Below are 22,445 nucleotides of genomic sequence, written 5' to 3'. Positions count from 1 at the left end.
TTGACTTCATTATATTTACAAACATAATGTTTTCAAGGATATTGACGAGGACCCCCGATGAGCCGCACCTCCGCCATCCAGCCGTTCTTCGACGAAGCCACGGGCACCGTCACCTATGTCGTGCACGACCTCGCCACACGCAGCGCGGCCGTCATCGACCCGGTGCTGGACTTCGACTTCAAGTCAGGGCGCACCGCCACGCGCTCGGCCGACCGGGTGCTCGCCCACGTGGCCGGGCAGGGTCTGCAGGTCGACTGGATCCTCGAGACACACGCCCACGCGGACCACCTCTCCGCGGCCCGGTACATCCAGGGGAAGCTCGGCGGGCGCATCGCCATCGGCGAGCGCATCCGCGACGTGCAGGCGGTGTTCAAGAAGCTCTACAACCTGGAGCGCAGCTTCCTGCCCGACGGCTCCCAGTTCGACCACCTGTTCCACGACGGCGAAACGTTTCGGATCGGCGAGACAGAGGCCACCGCCCTGCTCGTGCCCGGCCACACCCCGGCGGACATGGCCTACCTGATCGACGGCGCGGCCTTCGTGGGCGACACGCTCTTCATGCCGGATGTGGGCACGGCCCGCGCCGACTTCCCCGGCGGCGACGCCCGCACGCTCTACCGGTCGACCCGGCGCATCCTCGACCTGCCGCCGCAGACGCGGATCTTCGTGTGCCACGACTACCCGCCCGCGCACCGCGGCGCGGCCTGGGAAAGCACAGTGGGCGACCAGCGCGCGAACAACATCCACGTCCGCGACGGCATCACCGAAGAGGCTTTCGTCGCGCTGCGCACGGCCCGCGACGCCACGCTCGACGTGCCGGCGCTGATCCTGCCGTCGCTGCAGGTCAACGTGCGCGCGGGGCAATTGCCACCGGCAGAGGAGAACGGGGTGCGCTACCTCAAGATCCCGCTCGATGCGCTGCCGAGGAAGGCGGAGCCCGCCCCGCGGGCATGAACAGCGCGAACAGCTCGTTCTTGAAATGGATGTCGAGCCGCTCGAAGGCCCGGGCGCGGTAGGTCTTGACCGTGCCCACGCCCAGTTCCATGTCGGCGGCGATGCCGTCATAGGTCATGCCGCGCAGCATGCGCTCCAGCACATCGAGCTCGCGCTCGGTGAGCGCGGGGCAGTGCCGGCGCAGCTGCGCCCGGCGGTCGGGCACCGCAGGCGCGGCTTCATCGCCGTGCCACTGCAGGTGGCGCGCGACGGCGGCGATCAGCGGCAGCGCCAGCGTGCCGAAGGTGCCCACGTCGGCCTCGCCGAAGCAGCCCTCGTCGTCGTGCCGGTAGACGTTGACGGCCAGCACCGAGTCGTCCTGCTCCGCGCGCGCGACCGACAGCCGCTCCAGCATGCCGTGGCGCCGGTAGATGGCGTGGCGGTGGGCGGCCGGCGCGTCGTCGGCATGCATGCGCAGCATCACCGCGCTGCCGGGGCCCGAGCTGCGGGCGGGCTCGAAGCTGCGGTCGCCCAGGTACAGGCCGGCGTCGCGGTAGGTGGCGAAGCAGTGCACGGTGCAGTCCACCGCCGCCCGCGCCGCCGACAGGTGCAGCACCGGGGGCCGGTCGGGCCACACCTGGTACACGGCCCACGAGCCCACGCGCAGGGCCTCGGCCAGGAGGCCCAGCGTGCGCTCCCCGAAACGCTCACGTCCGATCGCCGAGATCACGCCGGCCACGGTGCGCTCGGCCTGCGGCTGCGCCGCGTTCTCCATCAGCCACGACTGCATGGCGGTCTCCTCGATGCAGGCCGGTCATCCTTTCGGCTGACCGGGCGGCGCCGCGGGTGGTCTAAGGTGCGAAGCAACACCCAGACCGGACCGACGACGCCATGGATCCATTGTTTCCCGAACCGCCCCCGCTTCTCGCGATGTGCCGCATCGTCTGCGACGTCGGCGAGCTGGTCTCGCTGGGCGAAGCGCCCGGCGGCGAACGGCGCTACGTGCCCCTGACCGGCGGCACCGTCACCGGCCCCGAGCTGCACGGCACCGTGGTGCCGGGCGGCGTCGACTGGCAGGTGGCCCGCCCCGACGGCGCGCTCGACATCCAGGCGCACTACGTGCTGCGGCTGGACGACGGCGCGCTGGTCGAGGTTCAGAGCAAGGGCCTGCGGCACGGGCCGCCCGAGGTGATGCGCCGGCTCGCCGCCGGCGAGCCCGTCGAGCGCGACGCCTACTTCTTCAGGACCGTGATCCGCTTCGCGACGGGAGCGCCCCATTGGCTTCACTTGAACAAGGTGATCGCGCTCGCGTCGGCGGCCCGGCACGCGCGGCAGGTGGTGCTGGACGTGTACCGCGTCGCCTGAACGCCGCGGGCATCTTACGGAGCCGCCGGCAGCGGCGCGCAGCACGTTTTCCCTCGCTCCCGACGCGGGCGTGTCCGCCTTTCGGCCGACAGCGCACCTGGCCGCCCTTGCCCACACTGCGGCCCAGCAGGCCGGCGGACCGGCCCGACAACCAGGAGACGACATGATGCCCACCCCTTCCCGCCACGCGCTGGCCACGGCCTGCGCCGCCGCGATGCTCGCCGCCTGCGGCGGCTCCGACGGCGACGATGCCGCGACCGCGCAGCAGCAATGCGAGGCCCTGGCCCGCACCGCCGTGCCCGCGACCTCGCTCACCGCCGTCTACCAGGCCGACGGCGCCGTCACCATCCAGAACTACGCCCTGCCCGCCCACTGCCTGGTGGAAGGCAAGACCAACGAGCGCACCGGCGTGGACGGCAAGGCCTACGCGATCGGCTTCCGCCTGCGGCTGCCCGACCAGTGGAACGGGCGCTTCCTCTTCATGGGCGGCGGCGGTAACGACGGCTCGCTGGGCACCACCATCGGGCCCAACGTGGGCCCCATCGGCGGCATGAAGCCCGCCCTGGGCGAGGGCTACGCGATCGTCAGCACCGACGGCGGCCACACCGGCGGCCGGGGCGCCGACTTCGGCTCCGATCCCATCGCCCGCATCGACCACGCCTACAACGCCTTCGACAAGACCGCGGTCAACGCCAAGTCGCTGATCGCCGCCCGCTACGGCCGCGGCCCCGACCATTCGTACTTCAGCGGCTGCTCGGGCGGCGGGCGGCAGGGCATGATGTTCACGCAGCGGTTCCCGGCGTACTTCGACGGCGTGATCGCCCATGCCCCGGCCATGCGCGTGTCCAGCGGCGCCACCATCGCGGCGATGTTCAACAACCTGAAGCTCACGCAGATCGCGCCGGTGGAAAACGGCAGCCCCATCCTCAGCAAGGCGCTCACCGATGCGGACCTGAAGCTCGCCGCCGGCAAGATCCTCGAACGCTGCGACGCGCTCGACGGCGTGGCCGACGGCATGGTCAACCACTTCCAGGCCTGCAACGTCGACCTGGCCGAGCTGCAGTGCACCGGCGCGAAGACCGCCACCTGCCTGAGCGCCGACCAGGTCGGCGCGATGAAGGCGCTCTTCGACGGCCCGCGCAACACGGCGGGCACCCGCCTCTACGCCGGCCAGGTGATGGACCCGGCCATCGACCAGCCCGGCTGGCGTGCCTGGACGCTGGGCAGCTCGACGAGCGCGACGCCCAACTCCGCCTACAACACGCTGATGGCGGACGCGCTGCGCTGGGAGTTCTTCACCCCGCCCGACCCGGACTTCGCCGCGCTGGACTTCGACTTCGACACCGACCCGCTGCGCATGGCGGCCACCTCGTCCGTCTACGACACCTACGCCGACGACAAGCTCACCGCCTACCAGGCCCGCGGCGGCAAGCTGATGTTCCTGCACGGCATGGCCGACCCCATCTTCAGCGCGCACGACACGGTCGACTACTACCAGCGGCTGGCCGCCAACCACGGCGGCATCGGCGCGGCCCGGGCCTTCTCGCGGCTCTACGCCATCCCCGGCGAGAACCATTGCAGCGGCGGCCGCGCGACCGACCAGTTCGATGCCCTCACCGCGATGGTGGACTGGGTGGAAAAAGGCCAGGCGCCCGACCGCCTGCTGGCCGCCGCGAGCAGCACGCACCCGCTGTTCCCGAACCGCACCCGGCCGCTGTGTCCCTATCCCCAGTACGCGAAGTACAACGGCACCGGCAACGTGGAGGACGCGGCGAGCTTCACCTGCACCGCGCCCTGAGCCCGCGGCGGCCGGGCACGGCGGTTGCCGAGCAGCCGGCATGATCCAAGCTCTCCACGCGGGCCCGTCCGGCAGCCGCCGGACGCCCATCCTGGAGCCGACCGCGCCCCGATGATCCGACCCCGCCGCCGACGTACCGTCCTCCTGACGATCGTCGCGGCGTGTGGGCTGCTCGCCTTGCTGGCGCTGGCCTGGGACTGGAACTGGCTGCGCGGCCCGGTGGCGCGCCATGTGGCGGAACGCGCCGGCCGTAGCATCGAGATCGGCCACCTGGACATCCGCTTCGACGGGCTCGACCCCACGGTGCAGCTCACGCAGGTGTCGGTGGCCAACGCCCCGTGGGTCCGCGGCACCGCCGGCCGCCCGCTGCTGGTCGCGCAACGGGTGACGGCCACCATCGCCTGGCGCAGCCTCTTCGCCGACCTGACGGTGGTGACGAAGCTGGTGCTGTCCGGTGCCGACCTCCACCTGGAGCGCCAGGCGGACGGACTGCGCAACTGGCGGCTGCTCGAACCGGACGACCGGGGCCCGCCCCGGGCCCGCATCCTGCGGCTGGAGGCCCATCGCAGCACGCTGCACTTCATCCACGAGGGATTGGCGCTGGACCTGCGTGTGTCGGCCGACGACCTGCCGGCACCCGTGCCGCGCGCGCAGGACGCGCCGCTCACGAGCCGGCTGCGATTCCAGGGCCGCTTCCGAGAAGCCGCCTTCTCCGCCGACGCGCAGGCCTCGAGGGTGCTGACCTTCTTCGACACCGGCGAAGCCTTCTCGGTACGGGGAACGGCCGCGTCGGGCGCGCTGCGGCTGGAGATCGACGGGCTCGTGGGCGACCTGTTCGCGCTGGGCCGCGTCGACGCGGACCTCCGGCTCGCCGGCCCCTCGCTGGCCGACCTGCGCCCGCTGCTGCCGCAGGCCTGGCCACGCACGGCGGCGTTCACCGCCGCAGCCCGTCTCCAGAAGACCGATGCGCACTGGCGTCTCGGCGGCCTGCGCGCCACCGCGGGCCGCTCGGATGCGACGGGTGAGCTGGCCTACACCGAAGCCGCCGGCCGCGGCCGGGTGGACGCGAAGCTGGCGAGCGAGGCGCTGCACCTCGCCGACCTCTGGCGCAGCGGCTCGGCCGCGTCCGGCGGCCAGGGGCTGCGCGCCGTCGACGTGCAGGCGTCTTGGGACATCGGCACGCTGCACCTGCCCGTGCTGCCGCCGCTGTCCGGCGTGCGCACCGCCGCCCGGCTGACGGACGGCGCGCTGGAGATCTCGCCGGCATCGGCCCGGCTGGCGGGCGGCACGGTGCAGGGCGTGCTGAGCATCGACACGCGCCAGCAGCCGCCCGCCGCGGCCGCCGACCTGTCGTGGCGCGGCCTGCGGATCGAGCAGCTGCTGCCGGCGCTGCCGGCCAAGTCGCAGGTCTCCGGCCCCGTCTCGGGCCAGCTGCAGGCGGCGGGCCGGGGCAGCTCCTGGCGCGAGGTGCTGGCCGCGCTGCAGGGGCAGGCCCAGGTGCAGATGACGAGCGGCCTGCTGGCCCCCTACCTCGACGCCCGCCTGGCGCTCAACGGCGACAAGCTGCTGCGCGCCGCCCTGACCGATCCCGGCAAGGTCCCGGTGCGCTGCGCCCGTGCCGACCTCCGCCTGCGCGGCGGCACCGGCGAGATCCGTCCGCTGGTGATCGACACGGCGCAAACGCGCGTCGACGGCCGCGGCACGGTGGACCTGCGCCGCCTGCGGTTCACGCTGCTGCTGACGCCGCAGCCCAAGGAGGCCGCGCTGCTCGCGCTCGAGCGGTCGCTGCGCATCACCGGCTCGTTCGACAATGCCGAGGTCGAACTGGTGCCCGCCGAGGCCATCGCCCGCAGCCCGTGCAACCCCGGCGCCCCGGCCCCGGGCCGCTAGCGCCGTGCCGGGACCGCTCAAGATCGGGCCGGTGCGCGCCGATGTAGCTGGCGAAGCCGAAGACCTCGGTCGCCCATGAACCTGAAGGAAGTCGCTCGGTGCTGCTCGATGTCGGAACGCTGTTTGTCGCGATGTTCGCGGCGTTCTCGATCTTCGGCATCACCCTCGCACTGTCCAGGGGCTCGCTGCAGGACTGCCCCGAGATCGGCCTGCTGACCTGGGGTGCGTGGGTGATGCTGCTGGCCATGGTGGTCAGCGCGGCGCGGGTGGCCGTGCCTGAGTGGATCGCGATCATCGCCGGCAACTCGCTGCTGTTCGTCGGGGTGCACATCAACAGCCAGGCGCTCTACCGGTTCATCACCGGGCAGGGCCCGCCACGCTGGCAGCTGCTGCTCGTGGCGGCGGGCGCCATCCTGATCGCCGTGGTGCACCAGCGGCCCACGGCCGAACGCACCGCGCTCGCGTCGGGCGTGCTCGTGCTGCAAGGCATGCCGATGCTGTGGCTGGTGCTCACCCGGGGCTGGCACGCGGAGCCCGCGTTGCGCACGGTCGCGCTGGCGATCGGCATCGGCGTGGTCGGCCACGTCGCGCGGATCGTCCATGTGCTGCTGGCGCCGGCCGAATATGCGGCGTTCTGGCAGCCCAGCCTCGGCAACGGCCTCACCTACCTGGCCGGGGCGATGTTCCCGCTCGGCGCCGGCATCGGCTTCATCGTCGCCAACCTGGAACGGGTGGCCAAGCAGCTGCGCGAGCAGGCGACCTACGACAGCCTCACCGGCTGCGTGCGGCGAGGCTCCTTCACTGCGATGCTGGACAAGGGCTACGGGCAGGCCCGCCGCGAGCGCAAGCCGCTGTCGCTGCTGCTGATGGACCTGGACCATTTCAAGCTGGTCAACGACACCCACGGCCACCATGCAGGCGACCAGGTGCTCGCCCGGTTCGCCCAGGCCGTGCGCACGCGCATGCGGGCTGCGGACGTCCTCGGCCGCATGGGCGGCGAGGAGTTCGCGCTGATGCTCCCTGGCACCGACGCGGCGGGGGCCCTGCACGTGGCGGAAGAACTGCGGCAAACCATGGCGTCGCTGGACATCCCGGTGGGCGCGGGGGTGCCGATCCGGGTCACGGTGTCGGGAGGCGTGTCGAGCCTCGCACCCGGCGCCGATGGCGATGCCTCGGCGCTCTACCGCCGGGCCGACGAGGCGCTCTATGCATCGAAGCGTGCAGGCAGGAACCGCATGAGCCTGGCCCGCGAGCGGGACGCCGCGGCAGCGGCACGCTGATTGCCCCGCCGGGCCGCCACCCACTCCCATCGTGAGACCGACCATGACGCTTCCTGCCCGCGGCGCCCCCAAGGCGAGCCCTTCCCGTTCCCGCGCCAAGCCGCCGGCACCGCTCGCCGCCGCCGAAGCCGCCCACGCCGACCCGGTGGCGCTGCCGGCAGCACAGGCTCCGGCCCCGGAAGACGCGCCCGTCCGGGAGGAGGCGCAGGCGCAAGCGCCGGGCCGCGAAGAGCGCATCCGCGTCGCCGCCTACGGCCGCTACCTGGCCCGCGGCATGGCGTCCGGCCACGAGGTCGAGGATTGGCTGGACGCCGAGCGCGAGGTGGACGGCCAGCCGCCGCGCGGCTGAGGCCGGTTCGCCCGCCGCGCGAAGGCTCACACCGCGTGGGCCGCGACCACGGCAGCCCGGCTGGCCGGCAGCTCCGGCCAGCCGGGGCGGGTCCATGGCGCGCTGGGCACCCTGAACTGCACCAGCACGCAGCGGCCCCCGTCGCGCCCGATGTCGGCGGTGCCGGCCTCCTCCAGGCCCATGCGCCGGAAGAACGCGAGGGCCGCCTCGTTGTCCTCGTGCACGTCGGCCCCGGTGGCGCCGAGCACGTCCTGGGCGTGCCTGCACAGCTGCGCCCCGACGCCCTGGCCCTGGTAGGCCGGCGCGACGAACAGCATGCCGATGCGCCGGCCCTCGACGGCGACGAAGCCGAGCACCTGCCCTGCCGGGCTGCGGTAGGCACGCACCACGTTCGACGGCAGGAAGGCCGATGTGATGAGCTCGCGGTACATCGCGGACTCGGCCTGCGAGATCCGTGGATGGCGCGGCCGGATGCAGGCCTCCCATACCCTGAGCAAGGCCGGGTAGTCGTCGATGGTCGTCTGCGTGATGCCGTGCCGGCAGAGAGGGGTGTCCATGGGGCGTCACCTGCTGCAAAAGTTTGAGGCGGCGGCACGGGCGTGTGCCGCAACAGGCATCGGTCGGCAAACAGCGTTCCTGCGCTGCGCATGGGGGCGCCTGTAACATCTTCGGCTCACGAGGGATCGCGATGGCAGTGGAGACGACATCCCTACAAGCGCAGCGTCCGTACGGCGCGACACGGGAGCCGCCGGCCCCCGGCGCGGACGCGCCCGGGCCCGCCCCGGGCCGGGCCGACACCCCGCTCGTGCGCTGGCTGCGCACCGTGCTGCTCGCGGCCGTCATCGTGCCCGGCGCGGCCTTCGTCGGCATGGCCGGCTGGGCGCTGGAGCGGGCGCGCACCGATGCCGAAGACACCACGGCCCGGGCCAGCCAGATGGCCCTGTCGCACGTCCAGCGCACCTTCGCCGTCGCCGAGGAGATCGGCCGCCGCGCCGCCGCCGCCACCGCCGGCGACGACGACGAGGTGCGCGCCGACGAGGCGGCCCTGCACCAGCGGCTGAACGACATCGTGGCGGGGGTGCCGGCGCTGGTGAACCTGAATGTCTGGGATGCCGCGGGCCGCGCCGTGGCGCGCAGCGACCAGCGGATCGACCCGGGCGCCTCCGCCGGCGACCGCACCTACTTCACGGAGATGCAGGACCGTTCGATCGACGTCGGCATCAGCGAGGTCATCGTGGGGCGGCAGACCGGCCGCGAGCTGTTCAACGTCACCCTGCGCCGCCCGTCGCCGGACGGCAGCTTCCGCGGCGTCGTCGCGGTGTCGCTCGCGCCGAGCTATTTCCGCAGCTACTACGAATCGATCGCGGCGGACGACCCCCGCCTCGCGAGCTTCGCGCTCATCAAGACCGACGGCAGCATCCTGGCACGCTGGCCCCCCGCCGAGGCGGGCAGGCAGCGGGTGGCGCCCGGCGCGCAGACGCTGGCGCGCATCCAGGCCGGCGAGGACGCCGGCGTGCTCGTGACCCGCGTGGGCACCGGCCGCGAGGCCCGGCTCCTGAGCTTCCGGCGCGTGCCGGGCTACCCGGTGTACGTGGTCGCGGGCTTCAGCCGCGACGCCATGTTCGCCGACTGGCTGCGCCTGCTGTGGCTGCTCGCCGCCGTGCTGCTGCCGGTCTCCGCAGGCCTGGCCGGCGTAGCCTGGGTCGCCATCCGCAAGACGCGCCTGGAGCACGAAGCCTCCGCCGCGCTGCGGGAGGAGAGCCGCCGGCGCTTCCAGGCCGAGCAGGCGGTGATGGAGGCGCAGAAGCTGGAGACGCTGGCCGTGCTCACCGGCGGCGTCGCGCACGACTTCAACAACCTGCTCGCGATCGTGCAGACCAACCTGCACGTGCACCGGCGCAAGCACCCCGCGTTGGCCGAGGCGCCGCAGCTGCAGGCGATGGCGCGCGCCATCCGCGCGGGCGTTCGGCTCACGCGGCAGCTGCTGTCGTTCTCCCGCAAGCAGGCGCTGAAGCCGGAGACCATCCGGCTGCAGGCGTGGCTGCCGCACGCGGCCGAGCTGCTCCAGAGCACGCTGGGGCGCGCGGTGCAGGCGGAGTTCAAGGTCGATGCCGACACCGCGTCGATCCACGTCGACGCCGGCGAGCTCGAACTGGCCCTGATCAACCTCGCGCTCAATGCCCGGCACGCCATGCCGAAGGGCGGCACCTTCCGCGTGAGCGCCTTCAACGACGAGGCGCATCCGATCGCCGGCCGGCCGGCCGTGAACCTGTGCGTGCAGGACGACGGCGCCGGCATCCCGGCGGACATCCTGCCGCGTGTGGTCGAGCCCTTCTTCACCACGCGGGAGCGCGGCGCGGGCTCCGGGCTGGGGCTCAGCCAGGTGCATGGCTTCTGCGTGCAGGCGGGCGGCAGGCTCGACATCGACAGCACCGTGGGCGCCGGCACGCGGGTGTGCATGCGCCTTCCGGCCGTGCCGCCCGCCGACGCGGCGCCGCACGTCGAGGAGCTGCAGGCACCCGTGGCCCAGGCGCTGCGCGGCAGCGTGCTGCTGGTGGAGGACAACGAGGACGTCGCCTCGTCGACGCAGGCGATGCTCACCGACGCGGGGCTGAGCGTCGCCCGGGCGCGCAGTGCGCAGGCGGCGCTCGACTACCTCGCCCAGGCCCCCGCCCCGCCCGACCTCGTGCTCAGCGACATCGCGATGCCGGGCGCCCTCAACGGCATCGGGCTGGCGTTCCGCCTGCGCGAAGAGCGGCCCGACCTGCCGGTGCTGCTCACCACCGGCTATGCCGAGCAGCTGAGCCTGGCCGTCAGCGGCGGCTTCGAGGTGCTGCCCAAGCCGACGGCGCCGGAAGACCTCCTGCGGCGCATCCAGCGCATCCTCCAGCCCTGAGCACCGGCGCGGCGCGGCGGTGGACGCTGCGCCGCGCTGCCTGTATAACGTGGCAAGCCGATCGCACGCCATGGCCGACCCCATCGCCCAGAAGATCATCGACACCGCGCTGGCGCTGCGGGCGTCGCACGCGGGCGTGCCGGCCATCGATGTGCTCGACTTGGCGATGCAGGGCCACCATGGCGCCCACCTCAACACCGACGCCTACGGCAAGCCCTGGGCCGATTGGCTCGACCCGCCCAGCCCGTTCGCTCGCCTGCTGCGCGATGCGCTCGCGCCGCACCTGCCCGACGACCCGTACCTCACGGGCGACCTCTGGCAGGTCAGCGCGACCGGCACGCGCCTGCTGCTCGACGACTGGGACGACGTCGTGCGAGCGTTCGCGGCGCGCTACCGGCTCTGGACCCTTTAAGGCCCTGCGCGTCAGCCGCGGCGGCGGCGCCGTGCCACGAAGCCGACCGCGGCCAGCCCGGCGATCATCAGCGCGTAGGTCTGCGGCTCGGGCACCACCGCGGCGATGGTCAGGCCGAGCAGCGGCGGTGCGATGGCGGTGCTGCCGCCGATGCCGAACGCGCCCGCGAAGGTGGCAGCCCCCGTCGCCAGGTCGATGCTGTACAGCGCGCTCTTGCCGGTGTCGGCATCGGTGAACGCGGCGTAGCCGGTCGATGCGCTGTAGATGTCGAAGCCCGACACCCCGGTGACGTCCATGCCCAGCGAACCCACGGTGGTGATGGTCGGGCTGTTGAAGGCCGTCGGCGCGATCTTCAGCTCGTTGCTGCCGCTGTCGATGTAGTACAGCGCCGTCGACGTGCCGGCATCACGGTCGTTGTTCGAGTACGCCACGGAGGTGAGACCCGTCGGAATCATCCCGGCCGTGTTGGCGGTCGCGCCGGTGTCGACGTTGAAAGCCAGGTTCTGGCCGCCGGACGACACGATGCGCAGCGACGTCATCGCGGTGTTGTCCGCCACCGGGTTGAAGTCGACCCCGATCGCCGAGCCGTTCAGCGGCGTGGCCAGGGTGGCCACGTAGGTCGCAGCGCCGCCCATCGTGAGGCTGTAGACCTTGGAATCGCTGCTCACGCCGTAGAGCACGCCGGTGCTCGTGCGGGTGTCGATGCCGAGGATGCGCTCGTTGGCGCTTTGCAGGCCGGTGATGGTGGACAAGGTCGAGCCGTTGGTCGGCGAGGCGCTGTCGAAGGTGACCAAGGCGTTGGTCGTCGTGAGCCCGATCACGGGCAGCGCGGACGCCGGCAGGCAGAACCCGGCCCCGAGGGCGAGGGCCGCGGCCAGGGACAGGCCGCGGCGCGACGGGGCTTGGAAGCGAAGGTGCATGGGGGAACTCCTGGTACTTGTGTGTGTGCATGCCGCCCGCTGCCGGATTGCGGCGGTGGCGTTCTCTCTACGCAGGCCGATGCCTGGCGGATGCACCTGCGCTCAACTTTTTTTGCAAGGGAGAAATACCGCATTGCGCTGATAGAGTCCGCGCTCGATGCCTGCACCACCCCCGCCCTTCGACTACGACGCCGCCGTGATGGCCTGTGCCCGGGGCGAGCGCTTCGCGTTGCGCGCGCTGTACGAGCGCGAGGCCCGCTGGCTGCTGGGCGTTGCCCAACGCATCGTGCAGGACAAGGCGCGGGCCGAGGACGTGCTGCACGACGCCTTCATCCAGGTCTGGCAGCACGCAGGCAGCTTCCAGCCGGAATTGGGTTCCGCGCGCGGGTGGCTCTACACGATCGTGCGGCACCGGGCGCTCGGCGAGCTGCGCGCCCAGGGCCGCACGCACGTGTTGGAGCCCGAGGAACTGGCGGCGATTTCCGACGCGCAGCAGGCCCCGCACGAGGGCGACGATGACCGCGGCCTCGACATCGACCGCCTCGAGCACTGCCTGCAGCGGCTCGACGAGGCCCGGCGCGCCTGCGTGGTGCATGCCTTCGTCGACGGCTACACGCACGAGCAGATCGCCGCGCGCCTGAAGACGCCGCTGGGCACCGTGAAGTCGTGGATCCGCCGCAGCCTCGCACGGCTCAAGGAGTGCATGGCGTGATCGACCTGCAGGATCCGGAAGGCCGCACGGCCGCCGCTGGCGAATACGTGCTGGGCACGCTGGAGCCGCAGGACGTGGCCGCGTTCGAGGCCGCGCTGGCCCACGACCGGCCGCTGCTGGCCGAGGTCTACGCCTGGCAGGACCGGCTGTTGAGCCTGAGCGCGCAGGCACGCCCGGTGCTGCCGGGGCGGCAGCTGTGGCCCCGCATCGAGGCCAGCCTGCCCGCACCCGCGCCGGCGCGGACCACGCCCACCGCCGCGCCCGCCCGCGGCGTACCGTGGTGGCAGCGCCTGCGCCTGTGGCAGGGCGTGAGCCTGGCGGCGGTCGCCGCGTCGCTGTGGATGGCCGTGCTGCTGGTCGAACGGGCCCCGGACGCGGACGCCGGCCAGCGCTACGTCGCGCTGCTGCAGAGCCCCGGCGACCAGTCCACCGGCTGGGTGGTGGAAGTGGTCGAGGGCCGCACGGTGCGGCTGGTGCCCGCAGCCGATACGGGGCCGGTGCCCGCCGGCCGGTCGCTGCAGTTCTGGACCAAGCCGGAGGGCGCGGCCGGGCCGACGTCGCTGGGCCTGGTGCGGGCCGGCCAGACGCTGGAACTTCCAGTCTCGCGGCTGCCGCCGGGCCTCGGGCCACGGCAGTTGTTCGAGATCACGCTGGAGCCCGAAAACGGCTCGCCGCTGGACCGGCCGACCGGCCCCATCCTCTACGTCGGCCGCACGGTGGGCCTGTAGCAAGTAGGCCCAGTCGTACGCCAGCGCCCGCCCTCCTCCGGCTGCCGGCGGCGCGCCGGGCGTCCATCATCTCCTGGTCGACCCAACCAAGGAGCATGGACATGAACGACCGCGATCTGATCGACCTGTTGAACGACCTCATCGAGACGTCCAAGGACGGTGAATACGGCTTCACCAAGTGCGCCGAACGCGCCAATGCGCCCGCGCTGAAGGAAACGTTGCAGCGCCGCGCCGCCGACTGCGCCCGCGGGGCCGCCGAGTTGCAGACGCTGGTGGTGCAGTACGGCGGCAAGCCGGAAGACAGCGGCACCGCCATGGGCGCACTGCACCGCGGCTGGGTGTCGGTGAAAGATGTGCTCTCGGGCAACAGCGACCATGCGGTGCTGGCCGAATGCGAGCGCGGCGAGGATGCGGCGCTGGCCCGCTACCGCAAGGCCCTGAGGGAAGAGCTGCCGGCCGACGTGCGCCAGGTGCTGGAACGGCAGATGACCGGCGTGCAGGCCAACCACGACCAGATCAAGGCGCTGCGCGACTCGACCCCGGCCTGACCGGCACCACACGCGGGCCGCAGCCGCGGCCCGCCCCCTACTCCACCTTCGCGCCCGACTGCGCCACCGCCTGCCGCCACTTCTCCACCTCGGCACGCACGTAGTCGGCCGACTGCTTCGGCGAGGTCCACGCCGCGGCGAAGCCCTGCGCCGCGAACTTGTCCTTCACCGCGGGGTTCTCCAGCACCTTCTTCATTTCGGCGCTGAGCTTGCTGAGCACCGCCGGCGGCGTGCCTGCCGGTGCCAGCAGCCCGTTCCACGCGAACACCTCGTAGCCCGGCAGGCCGGACTCGGCCACGGTCGGGATGTCGGGTGCCGCCGGCGAGCGCGAGGGGCTGGTGACGGCCAGCGCCTTCAGCTTGCCGCTCTTCACGAAGGGCATCGAGGACAGCATCGTGTCGAAGAACATCGGCACCTGCCCTGCGATCACGTCGGTGAGGGCCGGCGCGCTGCCCTTGTAGGGCACGTGCGTGAGCTTCACGCCGGCCGAGGTGGCGAAGAGCTCGGCCGCCAGGTGCGTCGACTGGCCGTTGCCCGACGACGCGTAGTTCAGCTCGCCCGGCTTCGCCTTGGCCAGCGCGATGACCTCGGCCACGTTCTTCGCCGGGAAGCTGGGCGTGGTGACCAGCACCAGCGGCCCCTGCGTGAGCAGGGAGACCGGTGCGAAGTCGCGCTGCACGTCGTAGTTCAGGTTCTTGAACAGCGACATGTTGATCGCATGCGCCGTGGTCGCCACGAGCAGCGTGTAGCCGTCGGGCGCCGCGCGCGCCACCGCCTCGGCACCCAGGTTGCCGCCGGCGCCGGGCTTGTTGTCGACGATGACGGTCTGCCCCAGCTGCTCGCCGAGCTGCTGCGCCACCACGCGGGCGACGATGTCGGTCGGCCCGCCCGGCGGGTACGGCACGACGATCTTCACCGCCTGGGTGGGATAGGCCTGCGCCCACACGTTGCCGCACGCGGCCAGCAGGCCGCAGGCCACGGCCGCGGCCTGCGCCACGGCGTTCTTCCATCGATGCATCTTCTGTCTCCTGCCGTTGTTCATTCGAGCTTGACGCCGCCGCTCGTGCCCACGCGCGCCCACTTCTCGCCCTCTGCCGCGATGAAGCGGCCAAACGCCTCGGGCGCCATGCCGCCGGGCTCGGCGCCGAGTTCGAAGAACTGCTTCTCCACCTCGGGCAGCTTCAGGATCGCGGCCACCTCGCGCTGCAGCAGTTCGGCCAGCGCCCTGGGCGTGCCGGCGGGCGCGAGCAGCCCGAACCACGCCGACATCTCGTAGCCCGGCACGCCGGCTTCCGCCATCGTCGGGATCTCGGGGGCCCCCGGCCAGCGCTTGGCGGTGGTCACGGCGAGCGCCCGCACCTTGCCGGCGCGCACGTGGGCGATGGCCGACGGCAGGTTGTCGAACGCGATCGGGATCTGTCCGCCCATCAGGTCGATCAGCATCGGCCCGCCGCCCTTGTACGGCACGTGCAGCATGTCGATCTTGGCCTGCACTTTGAGCAGCTCGCCGCTCATGTGGGGTGAGCCGCCCTGGCTGGTCGAGCCGAAGCTCAGCGCGCCCGGCTTGGCCCGCGCCATGGCCAGCAGCTCGGCCAGCGTGCGGGCCTGGAAGTCGTTGTTGGCCAGCAGCACGTTGGGCGTGCCGGCCACCAGCGTGATGGGTGAAAAGTCGCGCACGGGGTCGTACGGCGGCGGCTTCTGCAGCGCCGGGATGATGCCGTGCGAGGCGATCGTCGCGAGCAGCAGCGTGGTGCCGTCGGGCGCCGACTTGGCCACCTGCTGCGAGCCGATCACGCCGCCCGCGCCGGCCTTGTTCTCGACGAACACGGTCTGCCCGATCCGCTCCGCCAGCCGTGCCGCGACGGCACGTGCCAGCAGGTCGCTGGTGCCGCCCGGCGGATAAGGCACGACGAGGCGCACGGGCTTGTCGATGCGCGGCTGCGCCAGCAGCGAAGCGGGATGCAGCGCCGCGGCCGTTGTGGCCGCCAATGCGCCCTGTGTGAAGACGCGGCGGGACAGCAGTGATGAAGGTGTGTTCATGTCATGCAAAAGAAGCGTTGACCCAGCTTCCCGCCACGGATCCGGCTCCGCCGGTCCGTCGGCGGACGGCCCCCTCGGGGGGTAGCGAGCGCGAGCGAGCTTGGGGGCTCCATTCAGCGGGGGAGGAGGCGCGCGGCCTGCATGCGTTCGAGCCAGTAGTGCACGGCGTCTTCCGTGTCGAGGCACGGTGCAAACCCATGCTGCCGCAGCTTGATCGGGCTCAGCGACGAATGCGCCGGCTGCGCCAGGCCCTGGCCGAAGCAGCGGTCGGTGAACTGCCATGAGCTGCCGACCAGCCGCTCCAGGCTCGGCACCTGCAGCCCTTCGCGTTCGGCGATGCGCCGCCATGTGGCCTCGAGCGGCGGCATCGCCTGCGCCAGGGCCACCGGCTCGTCGGGCCCGGTGGCCATGCCGAAGCGCTGCGCGAACGAGCCCCAGATGTCCTGCCAGATCAGCGCGTCGCCGTTGACGACGTTGTAGGTCTCGTTGGCCGCGACCTCGTGCGTGCCCGCGAACTCCGCCGCCTGCGCGATGAGCCGGCTGTCGCTGCCCGCGTTGATGTAGCGCCCGCCGCCCGGCCACGCCAGCGGCAGGCCCTGCTCGCGGCGCAGCGCCGCATAGGCGCCCAGCGCCGCGACGATGTTCATCGGGCTGGCCACCGAATAGCCCAGCACGATCTGCGGCCGCAGCACCGTGAACACCCAGCCGGCGCGCGGCTGCCGCTCGCGCAGCAGGTCTTCCTGCAGCCAGTAGAAGTTCTCGTGGGGGTGCCGGGGCCAGCGCTCCTTGCAGGGCACCGGCGCGGGCTCCACATGGCCGCCGTAGGCCTTGGTGCCCTGCAGCAGCGTGATGTGCCGCAGCCCGCGCGCCTGCGGCTCCAGCGCGTCGAGCAGGTGGCGCAGCATCGCGTCGTTCATCGCCATCTGACGCGGGTCGCGCCAGCCGGCCACCAGCTCGGGCAGCTCGAACAGCGCCGCGTACAGCACGTGCGTCACGTGGCCCAGCGAGCGGGCCGCACCCTCGCACGCGGCGCGGTCGGCCAGGTCCACCGACACGTGCCGCACGCCGTCGGGCAGCGGCACCGGCCGGCGCGACAGCGCGATCACCTCCCAGTCGGGCAGCGAGGCGAAGTGCTCCACTGCCGCGGCGCCCACCAGGCCGGTCGCGCCGGCGATCAATATCGTGTGCTTCTTGCGCATGGCAGGCTCCTCAGGCCTGCGCGGGCAGCAGCGGCTGTCCGCGCAGGTGCACCCGCAGCGCATCGGGCACGTCGAGCTCGAAGCCCAGCACCGCGGCCGACAGCGCCTTGCCGTAGTTGTCCAGGCACAGGCTGCGCGACACGCCGCCGCCCAGCGCGCCTTCGCAGACGAAGTTGAGCGCCTCGATGTTGTCGGCCTCGTAACGCGTCACCCGCCCCTTGATGGCGTCGCCGTAGAAGGCCTTGAAGCGCTCGGCGGTGAGCTGCGCCTTCAGCAGCGGATACAGCTCCGGCGCATAGGCGAAGACGGCGATGTTCGAGGTGTTGCCCTTGTCGCCCGAGCGGGCGTGGGCCACATGCTGCAGCAGGACTTTCATCGGTTCAGCTCTCGAAGTAGTGGATGGAGGCCGGCACCTGTTCGCGCGGCACGAGGGACGACCACACGCCGATCACCTCGCGCGTGCGCTCCTGGTGCGGCACGCGCTTGCCGGTGTGGGCGATGCCCGAGACGGCCATGCCGTCGACCTCGCGGCCGACCTTGGCGGCTTCCTCGCGCGTCCTGGTGCGTGCGGCCACGCGCACGGCGATCTCGTAGGGCTCGGGCGCATCGGCGGGCGTCGCGTCGCCGTGGATCGCGTTCATGCCGAGGAAGTCGAGCCGGTAGTCCTCGGCCTGCAGGCCGACGATCTTGAAGCGCTCTTCCAGGATCTTTCGGGCGAGCTGCGCGCGGCGCAGCGCGCCGGGGCCGGCGTAGAAGAACATGTCCTCGCCGATGAAGCCTTCGGTGCAGCCGATCGACACCTTCAGCGTGGGCGTGCGCGGCTTGCCGCCGATGTTCGTCACCAGCACCCGGTCGGGGCCCGCCTGCTCCAGCCGGGCGGTGGTGAAGTCGACCACCACGTCCGGCGTCAGGTAGTTGGCCGGGTCGTGCACCTCGTAGAGCATCTGCTCCTTGACGGTCTGCAGCGTCACCGCGCCGCCGGTGCCGGCCACCTTGGTGAGGATGGCGCTGCCGTCCTCGCGCACCTCGGCGATCGGGAAGCCGAAGTTCCAGGGCTCGGGCACGTCCTTGAAGCCGGGGTCGCTGAAGTAGCCGCCCGTCACCTGCGCGCCGCATTCCATCAGGTGGCCCAGGCCGTTGCCCTGCGCCACCTTGGCGTGGTCGAGCGGATCCCAGCCGAACTCGTACATCATCGGCGCGAGGAAGAGCGACGGGTCGGCCACGCGGCCGGTGATGACGATCTGCGCACCGGCCTTCAGCGCCTCGACGATGGGCTCGGCGCCCAGGTAGGCCTCGGCCGAGATCAGCGTGGGCTGCAGGCTCGCGGTGGGCTCGCCGTTCTCCAGGATGCGGTCGGTGAGCTCCAGCACGCGGTCGGTGACCAGGCTGCCGTTGACGGCCGCCACCTTCACGCCGGTGTGGCCCAGCTCGCGCAGCCAATGCACCACGCGCTTGGCGGCGGCGTCGGGGTTGATCCAGCCCTGGTTGCTGACGATCTTGGTGCCACGCTTCATGCAGGCCGGCAGCACCGCGCGCATGCGGTCGTCGAGGTAGGTGTCGTAGCCCTCGAAGCCGGGGTCGCGCCGCGCCCTCACCTGCGCGGCCGACACCGTGGCTTCGGCCATGGTCTCGAAGCACAGGTAGTCCAGGTCGCCGCGCTCGGCATTGAGCTGTGCGGGCTCGACGCGGTCGCCCCACCAGGCGGCGCCCGCGCCGATGCGGATGGTCTTGCTCATCGCTGTCCTTTCAACGGGAATGGAAGATCACCGCGTCCACCGCGGCACACCCCTGGCCGCGCTCGCGCACGATCACCGGGTTGACGTCGAGCTGCGTGACGCCCGCGGCGTCGTCGAGCATCAGGGCGCCCACGGCCACCGCCGCGTCGCAGAAGGCGGCCACGTCGAGCGGCGGATCGCCGCGCACGCCGTCGAGCAGCGGCGCGATGCGCAGGCGGCGCAGCGCACGCTCCACCTGCGCGGCATCGAAGGGCGGCAGCAGCACCTCGGCGTCGGGCATCGCCTCGACGTACTTGCCGCCGTCGCCGACCAGCACCACCGGGCCGAAGACGGGGTCGAGCCGCGCGCCGATCATCAGCTCGCGCTCGCCACGCACCATCTCGGCAACGAGCACGCCGCCGAGCCGCACGCCGGCCGCGGAAGCCGCCGCCACCACATCGGCATACGCGGCAGCCACCGCCTCGGCGCTCTGCAGGCCGAGCCGCACCAGGCCCAGCTCCGACTTGTGCGACGCGTCGCCGGTGCAGCCCTTCACCACCACGCGCGCGGCGCCCAGGGTCTCGAATGCCCGGCGCGCCTGCGCCTCGTCGGCGCACAGCATGTGGCGCGCCACCGGCACGCCGCGCCCGGCCAGCCAGGCCAGGCTCTGCGCCTCGTCGAGCATCACGGCCGGCCGCACCGCGCGCGGGGGGCTCGGCAGCGCGGGCCGGCGCGCCTGCGCGGCGGCGATCAGCTCGGCATGCGACAGGTACTGCCCCAGCGCGCCCACGGCCTCGGCCTCGGTGGCGTAGACCGACAGGCCATGCGTCTTGAAGGCCGCGGCCACGCTCGGCTGCGGCGCCGCCACCACGATGGGCTTGCCGGTGGCCTGCGCGAACCTGGCGGTGTCGGCCGCGAAGGTAGGCACGTCGTAGCCCGCGCCCGCCACCGCGATGCCGACGAAGAACGCATCCGCGGCCGGGTCGCGGGCGATGGGCGGCAGGATGTCGCTGAAGAGCCGGCTGTTGGTGAGCAGCGCGGCCGTGATGTCGACCGGGTTGGTCGTCGTCGCAAAGCCCGGCAGGATGGTGCGCAGCTCGGCCTGCGTGCCCGCGGACAGCGGCTCCAGCGGCATGCCGGCGGCACTGGCCGCATCGGCCGTCAGCACGCACACGGCACCCGAGTTGCTGATGGCCACCAGCCGCCGGCCGCGCGGCTTCCAGCCCTTGAGGTACAGCTCGGCCGCGTCGACCAGTTCGCGCATGTCCTGCACGCGCCAGATGCCGTGCTCGCGCAGGAAGGCATCGACCACGCGGTCTTCGCTGGCCAGCGCGCCGGTGTGCGACTGCGCGGCCTCCTGCCCCGCCGCCGAGCGGCCGGACTTGAGCGCGACGATGGGCAGCCCGCGGTCGCGTGCGATGGCCGCGGCCTCGGCCAGGTGCCAGGGATCGGGTACGCCTTCGAGGTACAGCAGCAGCACGCGCAGCGCCGGGTCTTCCACCACCACGGTGGCCAGCTCGCACACCGTCACGTCGCAGTCGTTGCCAGTGGCGTGCGAGTGCCGCACGCCGATGCCGCGCTGGCGCAGCAGGCCGTAGGGGATCACGCTCATCGCCCCGCTCTGGCTGATGATGCCGACCGGCCCGTCCTGCGGCGCCACCTCGGTGAACATGGTCGAGAAGCTCAGCACCGCGCCGGTGCCGAAGTTGGCCAGGCCCTGCGAGTTGGGCCCCACCACGCGCATGCCCAGTGCACGGGCGCGGGCGGCCATCTCGCGTTCGCGCCGCTTGCCTTCGGCATCCACCTCGCCGAAGCCGCTGCTCATCATCACCACGAGCTTGACGCCGGCCTGCGCGCACTGGTCGGCCGCCACGATGGCGCCGTCGCCCGGCACCGCGACGATGGCGACCTCGGGCACCTCGGGCAGCGCCGACAGGTCGGCATAGGTGCGCAGGCCCTGCACCTCGGGCCGGCTCGGGTTGATGGGGTACAGCGCGCCAGCGTACCCGTGGCGGCCCAGGTAGGCGATCGGGCGCCCGCCGATCTTGTGCTCGTTGTCGGAGGCGCCGATCACCGCGATGGAGCGCGGCGACAGCGCCGCACGCAGCGCCTGGCGTGCGGAAGTGGCAGCGTCGGTCATGAAGCGAGGTCCTTGTCGAAGAAGGGAAGCGGCCGGCCGGCGATGCGGCGCACGCTGCCGCGCACGCGGTCGCCGATGGCCACGGCGGGGTCGGCATGCGCCATCAGGCGCACGCCTTCGTCCAGGTCGACCAGCACCAGCCTGTAGGGCGCCAGCGCACGGAACTCGTCGCTCGGCGCCCGGTGCACCAGCGTGCTGGCGCGCACGGTGCCGCCGCCGGCGGCCAGGTGCTCGGTGGGCGACGGCGCGGCGCAGTGCGGACAGAAGCCGCGGCGAAAGAGCCAGCGGCGGCCGCAGGCACCGCACTGCTGGTAGACGAGCGCGTCGCCGCGCCGGCTCCAGCAGCGCAGGCCCGCGTCGTTCTCGTTCATGTCGTTCATGCCGCGCCTTCCAGCACCAGGCTGACGTGCGACGACAGCACACCGCCGTCGCCGTGCAGCAGCGCCACGCCGGCACGCCGCGCCTGGCGCGTCCCGGCGCGGCCGGTCATCTGCCTGTGCGCTTCCACCAGGTGCGCCATCGCGCCCGCCACGCCGCAATGGCCGTACGACAGCAGCCCGCCGTGCAGGTTGAGCGGCATCGCGCCATCGGCCGAGAAGTGCCCTTCCCGCGCGAGCCGGCCCGACCGGCCGCGCGGCGCGAGGCCGATCTCCTCCAGCAGGATGGCCAGCGTCACGGTGAAGCTGTCGTAGATGGCCGCGTACTCCACGTCGGCCAGCCGGCGGCCGGCCTGTTCGAGCGCGCGGGCCGTGCAGGCGCCGGCGCCGAAGTCCGACAGGCTGGGCATCGCGCTCAGGTGCTGCGCGTTGTGGTGCTGCGCGGCACCGGTGATGCGCAGCGGGTGCGGCCCTTCCTCGGTCGCGGAGACGATGACGGCGCAGCCACCGTCCGATACCGGGCAGCAGTCGAGCACTTTCAGCGGCGACGCGATGGCGCGCGAGCCCAGCACCTCCTCCACCGTGATCGGCGTGCGGAACTGCGCGCCTTCGTGCTTGGCCGCATGGCGGCGCATCAGCACCGCCAGCTCGGCGAAGTCGGCCTCGGTGTGGCCGTGCTCGGCCATGCAGTGCGAGGCGATCAGGCCGTAGTACGCGGGGATGGTGGCGCCCAGCGGCACCTCGTACTCGGGGTGGCCCACCTGCGCCAGCACCTGGATCGACGCGTCGCGGCTCTGGCCCGTCATGCGGTTCTCGCCGCCCACCACCAGGATGCGCTTGGCCGCGCCGCCGGCCACCAGCAGGTGCGCCAGCATCACCAGCGCGTAGCCGGTGGCGCCGCCCAGTTGCACCGCATGCGCGTAGCGCGGCGCCAGGCCGAAGTGCTCGGCGAACACGGTGGCCAGCATCAGGTGCGGCATCGTGGTCGAGTAGCCGCAGACCAGGCCGTCGATGTCGCCGCGCTGCAGGCGGGCGTCGTCGAGCGCGAGCTGCGCGGCCTCGCTCATCAGGTCGACCGTGTTGCGGCCGGGGTGGCTGCCGTAGCGCGTGACGCCGGAGCCGACGAGGTATGTCGAAGTCATG

21 protein-coding genes and 2 pseudogenes are annotated in these 22,445 nt (G+C 72.5%); 11 read left to right on the top strand and 12 right to left on the bottom strand.

What is annotated here, in order from left to right:
* The first annotated feature begins 57 nt into the window (after positions 1 to 57).
* Positions 58 to 954: an MBL fold metallo-hydrolase gene (locus V4F39_RS01595; RefSeq protein WP_332287480.1), complete on the top strand. Its 897-nt coding sequence runs from the start codon at positions 58 to 60 to the stop codon at positions 952 to 954.
* On the opposite strand, the gene V4F39_RS01590 is transcribed toward V4F39_RS01595, so the two are convergent.
* Complete coding sequence (locus tag V4F39_RS01590; RefSeq protein ID WP_332287479.1) at positions 899 to 1,723, bottom strand: helix-turn-helix transcriptional regulator; 825 nt, start codon at positions 1,721 to 1,723, stop codon at positions 899 to 901. The genes V4F39_RS01595 and V4F39_RS01590 overlap by 56 nt on opposite strands.
* 101 nt (positions 1,724 to 1,824) lie before the next feature.
* On the opposite strand from V4F39_RS01590, the gene V4F39_RS01585 reads away from it, so the two are divergent.
* The 5 genes from V4F39_RS01585 to V4F39_RS01565 all read left to right on the top strand — a co-directional run bounded on the left by V4F39_RS01585 (position 1,825) and on the right by V4F39_RS01565 (position 7,615).
* Positions 1,825 to 2,298: a DUF3237 domain-containing protein gene (locus V4F39_RS01585; protein WP_332287478.1), complete on the top strand. Its 474-nt coding sequence runs from the start codon at positions 1,825 to 1,827 to the stop codon at positions 2,296 to 2,298.
* Positions 2,299 to 2,464: 166 nt separating this feature from the next.
* Complete coding sequence (locus V4F39_RS01580; protein WP_332287477.1) at positions 2,465 to 4,096, top strand: tannase/feruloyl esterase family alpha/beta hydrolase; 1,632 nt, start codon at positions 2,465 to 2,467, stop codon at positions 4,094 to 4,096.
* 111 nt (positions 4,097 to 4,207) lie between these two features.
* On the top strand, positions 4,208 to 5,986 hold the full coding sequence (locus tag V4F39_RS01575) for an AsmA family protein (RefSeq protein WP_332287476.1): 1,779 nt from the start codon (positions 4,208 to 4,210) through the stop codon (positions 5,984 to 5,986).
* Positions 5,987 to 6,084: 98 nt separating this feature from the next.
* A complete protein-coding gene (locus V4F39_RS01570; protein WP_332287475.1) occupies positions 6,085 to 7,266 on the top strand; it encodes a GGDEF domain-containing protein in 1,182 nt (393 codons plus the stop codon).
* 43 nt (positions 7,267 to 7,309) lie between these two features.
* A complete protein-coding gene (locus V4F39_RS01565) occupies positions 7,310 to 7,615 on the top strand; it encodes a DUF2934 domain-containing protein (protein WP_332287474.1) in 306 nt (101 codons plus the stop codon).
* Between the two features lie 26 nt (positions 7,616 to 7,641).
* Here the strand turns inward: V4F39_RS01565 and V4F39_RS01560 are convergent, their stop codons facing one another.
* Entirely contained in the window at positions 7,642 to 8,172 is a 531-nt protein-coding gene (locus tag V4F39_RS01560; RefSeq protein WP_332287473.1) for a GNAT family N-acetyltransferase, read from the bottom strand.
* A 131-nt stretch (positions 8,173 to 8,303) separates the two neighbouring features.
* On the opposite strand from V4F39_RS01560, the gene V4F39_RS01555 reads away from it, so the two are divergent.
* Together V4F39_RS01555 and V4F39_RS01550 are read left to right on the top strand one after the other, a co-directional pair.
* Complete coding sequence (locus V4F39_RS01555) at positions 8,304 to 10,511, top strand: hybrid sensor histidine kinase/response regulator (protein WP_332287472.1); 2,208 nt, start codon at positions 8,304 to 8,306, stop codon at positions 10,509 to 10,511.
* 70 nt (positions 10,512 to 10,581) lie between these two features.
* Entirely contained in the window at positions 10,582 to 10,923 is a 342-nt protein-coding gene (locus tag V4F39_RS01550) for a hypothetical protein (protein ID WP_332287471.1), read from the top strand.
* Positions 10,924 to 10,934: 11 nt separating this feature from the next.
* Here V4F39_RS01550 and V4F39_RS27170 read toward each other — a convergent pair.
* Together V4F39_RS27170 and V4F39_RS01545 are read right to left on the bottom strand one after the other, a co-directional pair.
* Positions 10,935 to 11,021, bottom strand: a pseudogene (locus tag V4F39_RS27170) (PEPxxWA-CTERM sorting domain-containing protein); the annotation flags it as partial.
* Between the two features lie 60 nt (positions 11,022 to 11,081).
* Positions 11,082 to 11,843 (bottom strand): annotated as a pseudogene (locus tag V4F39_RS01545) (DUF4394 domain-containing protein); the annotation flags it as partial.
* A gap of 157 nt (positions 11,844 to 12,000) precedes the next feature.
* Here V4F39_RS01545 and V4F39_RS01540 point away from each other — a divergent pair.
* From V4F39_RS01540 to V4F39_RS01530, 3 genes are all read left to right on the top strand, one after another.
* Complete coding sequence (locus V4F39_RS01540) at positions 12,001 to 12,555, top strand: sigma-70 family RNA polymerase sigma factor (protein WP_332287469.1); 555 nt, start codon at positions 12,001 to 12,003, stop codon at positions 12,553 to 12,555.
* On the top strand, positions 12,552 to 13,283 hold the full coding sequence (locus V4F39_RS01535) for an anti-sigma factor (RefSeq protein ID WP_332287468.1): 732 nt from the start codon (positions 12,552 to 12,554) through the stop codon (positions 13,281 to 13,283). The genes V4F39_RS01540 and V4F39_RS01535 overlap by 4 nt, the downstream gene beginning before the upstream one ends.
* A 101-nt stretch (positions 13,284 to 13,384) precedes the next feature.
* Entirely contained in the window at positions 13,385 to 13,831 is a 447-nt protein-coding gene (locus tag V4F39_RS01530; protein WP_332287467.1) for a ferritin-like domain-containing protein, read from the top strand.
* A gap of 37 nt (positions 13,832 to 13,868) precedes the next feature.
* Here the strand turns inward: V4F39_RS01530 and V4F39_RS01525 are convergent, their stop codons facing one another.
* The 8 genes from V4F39_RS01525 to V4F39_RS01490 all read right to left on the bottom strand — a co-directional run bounded on the left by V4F39_RS01525 (position 13,869) and on the right by V4F39_RS01490 (position 22,444).
* Positions 13,869 to 14,849, bottom strand: coding sequence for a tripartite tricarboxylate transporter substrate binding protein (locus V4F39_RS01525; RefSeq protein ID WP_332287466.1), 981 nt, complete (start codon positions 14,847 to 14,849; stop codon positions 13,869 to 13,871).
* A gap of 20 nt (positions 14,850 to 14,869) precedes the next feature.
* Positions 14,870 to 15,871: a tripartite tricarboxylate transporter substrate binding protein gene (locus V4F39_RS01520; protein ID WP_332287465.1), complete on the bottom strand. Its 1,002-nt coding sequence runs from the start codon at positions 15,869 to 15,871 to the stop codon at positions 14,870 to 14,872.
* Between the two features lie 113 nt (positions 15,872 to 15,984).
* Positions 15,985 to 17,070, bottom strand: a complete 1,086-nt coding sequence (locus tag V4F39_RS01515; protein ID WP_332287464.1) for an SDR family oxidoreductase — start codon at positions 17,068 to 17,070, stop codon at positions 15,985 to 15,987.
* 10 nt (positions 17,071 to 17,080) lie between these two features.
* The gene (locus V4F39_RS01510) at positions 17,081 to 17,446 is read right to left on the bottom strand and encodes an AtuA-related protein (protein WP_332287463.1); all 366 of its coding nucleotides are present in this window, start codon (positions 17,444 to 17,446) and stop codon (positions 17,081 to 17,083) included.
* Positions 17,447 to 17,450: 4 nt separating this feature from the next.
* Positions 17,451 to 18,806 (bottom strand): acyclic terpene utilization AtuA family protein, encoded by a 1,356-nt coding sequence (locus tag V4F39_RS01505; protein ID WP_332287462.1) that lies wholly within the window; start codon positions 18,804 to 18,806, stop codon positions 17,451 to 17,453.
* 10 nt (positions 18,807 to 18,816) lie between these two features.
* Positions 18,817 to 20,925 (bottom strand): acetate--CoA ligase family protein, encoded by a 2,109-nt coding sequence (locus V4F39_RS01500; RefSeq protein WP_332287461.1) that lies wholly within the window; start codon positions 20,923 to 20,925, stop codon positions 18,817 to 18,819.
* Positions 20,922 to 21,305, bottom strand: coding sequence for a Zn-ribbon domain-containing OB-fold protein (locus V4F39_RS01495; protein WP_332287460.1), 384 nt, complete (start codon positions 21,303 to 21,305; stop codon positions 20,922 to 20,924). Before V4F39_RS01495 ends, V4F39_RS01500 begins: the two co-directional genes overlap by 4 nt.
* Positions 21,302 to 22,444: a thiolase family protein gene (locus V4F39_RS01490; protein WP_332287459.1), complete on the bottom strand. Its 1,143-nt coding sequence runs from the start codon at positions 22,442 to 22,444 to the stop codon at positions 21,302 to 21,304. The genes V4F39_RS01495 and V4F39_RS01490 overlap by 4 nt, the downstream gene beginning before the upstream one ends.
* Between the last annotated feature and the right edge of the window lies 1 nt (position 22,445).

The organism is Aquincola agrisoli (assembly GCF_036621135.1).
Taxonomy (GTDB): Bacteria; Pseudomonadota; Gammaproteobacteria; order Burkholderiales; family Burkholderiaceae_C; genus Aquincola; species Aquincola agrisoli.
Note: the sequence above shows the minus strand (reverse complement) of the source record. Positions and strands in the feature narration are given on the sequence as shown.

Coding starts and splice junctions, on each gene's coding strand:
- V4F39_RS01515 (WP_332287464.1), bottom strand. CDS start 17,070: ATGCGCAAGAAGCACACGATATTGATCGCCGGCGCGACCGGCCTGGTG.
- V4F39_RS01555 (WP_332287472.1), top strand. CDS start 8,304: ATGGCAGTGGAGACGACATCCCTACAAGCGCAGCGTCCGTACGGCGCG.
- V4F39_RS01530 (WP_332287467.1), top strand. CDS start 13,385: ATGAACGACCGCGATCTGATCGACCTGTTGAACGACCTCATCGAGACG.
- V4F39_RS01590 (WP_332287479.1), bottom strand. CDS start 1,723: ATGCAGTCGTGGCTGATGGAGAACGCGGCGCAGCCGCAGGCCGAGCGC.
- V4F39_RS01500 (WP_332287461.1), bottom strand. CDS start 20,925: ATGACCGACGCTGCCACTTCCGCACGCCAGGCGCTGCGTGCGGCGCTG.
- V4F39_RS01495 (WP_332287460.1), bottom strand. CDS start 21,305: ATGAACGACATGAACGAGAACGACGCGGGCCTGCGCTGCTGGAGCCGG.
- V4F39_RS01580 (WP_332287477.1), top strand. CDS start 2,465: ATGCCCACCCCTTCCCGCCACGCGCTGGCCACGGCCTGCGCCGCCGCG.
- V4F39_RS01505 (WP_332287462.1), bottom strand. CDS start 18,806: ATGAGCAAGACCATCCGCATCGGCGCGGGCGCCGCCTGGTGGGGCGAC.
- V4F39_RS01565 (WP_332287474.1), top strand. CDS start 7,310: ATGACGCTTCCTGCCCGCGGCGCCCCCAAGGCGAGCCCTTCCCGTTCC.
- V4F39_RS01550 (WP_332287471.1), top strand. CDS start 10,582: ATGGCCGACCCCATCGCCCAGAAGATCATCGACACCGCGCTGGCGCTG.
- V4F39_RS01585 (WP_332287478.1), top strand. CDS start 1,825: ATGGATCCATTGTTTCCCGAACCGCCCCCGCTTCTCGCGATGTGCCGC.
- V4F39_RS01525 (WP_332287466.1), bottom strand. CDS start 14,849: ATGCATCGATGGAAGAACGCCGTGGCGCAGGCCGCGGCCGTGGCCTGC.
- V4F39_RS01595 (WP_332287480.1), top strand. CDS start 58: ATGAGCCGCACCTCCGCCATCCAGCCGTTCTTCGACGAAGCCACGGGC.
- V4F39_RS01575 (WP_332287476.1), top strand. CDS start 4,208: ATGATCCGACCCCGCCGCCGACGTACCGTCCTCCTGACGATCGTCGCG.
- V4F39_RS01510 (WP_332287463.1), bottom strand. CDS start 17,446: ATGAAAGTCCTGCTGCAGCATGTGGCCCACGCCCGCTCGGGCGACAAG.
- V4F39_RS01560 (WP_332287473.1), bottom strand. CDS start 8,172: ATGGACACCCCTCTCTGCCGGCACGGCATCACGCAGACGACCATCGAC.
- V4F39_RS01490 (WP_332287459.1), bottom strand. CDS start 22,444: ATGACTTCGACATACCTCGTCGGCTCCGGCGTCACGCGCTACGGCAGC.
- V4F39_RS01540 (WP_332287469.1), top strand. CDS start 12,001: ATGCCTGCACCACCCCCGCCCTTCGACTACGACGCCGCCGTGATGGCC.
- V4F39_RS01520 (WP_332287465.1), bottom strand. CDS start 15,871: ATGAACACACCTTCATCACTGCTGTCCCGCCGCGTCTTCACACAGGGC.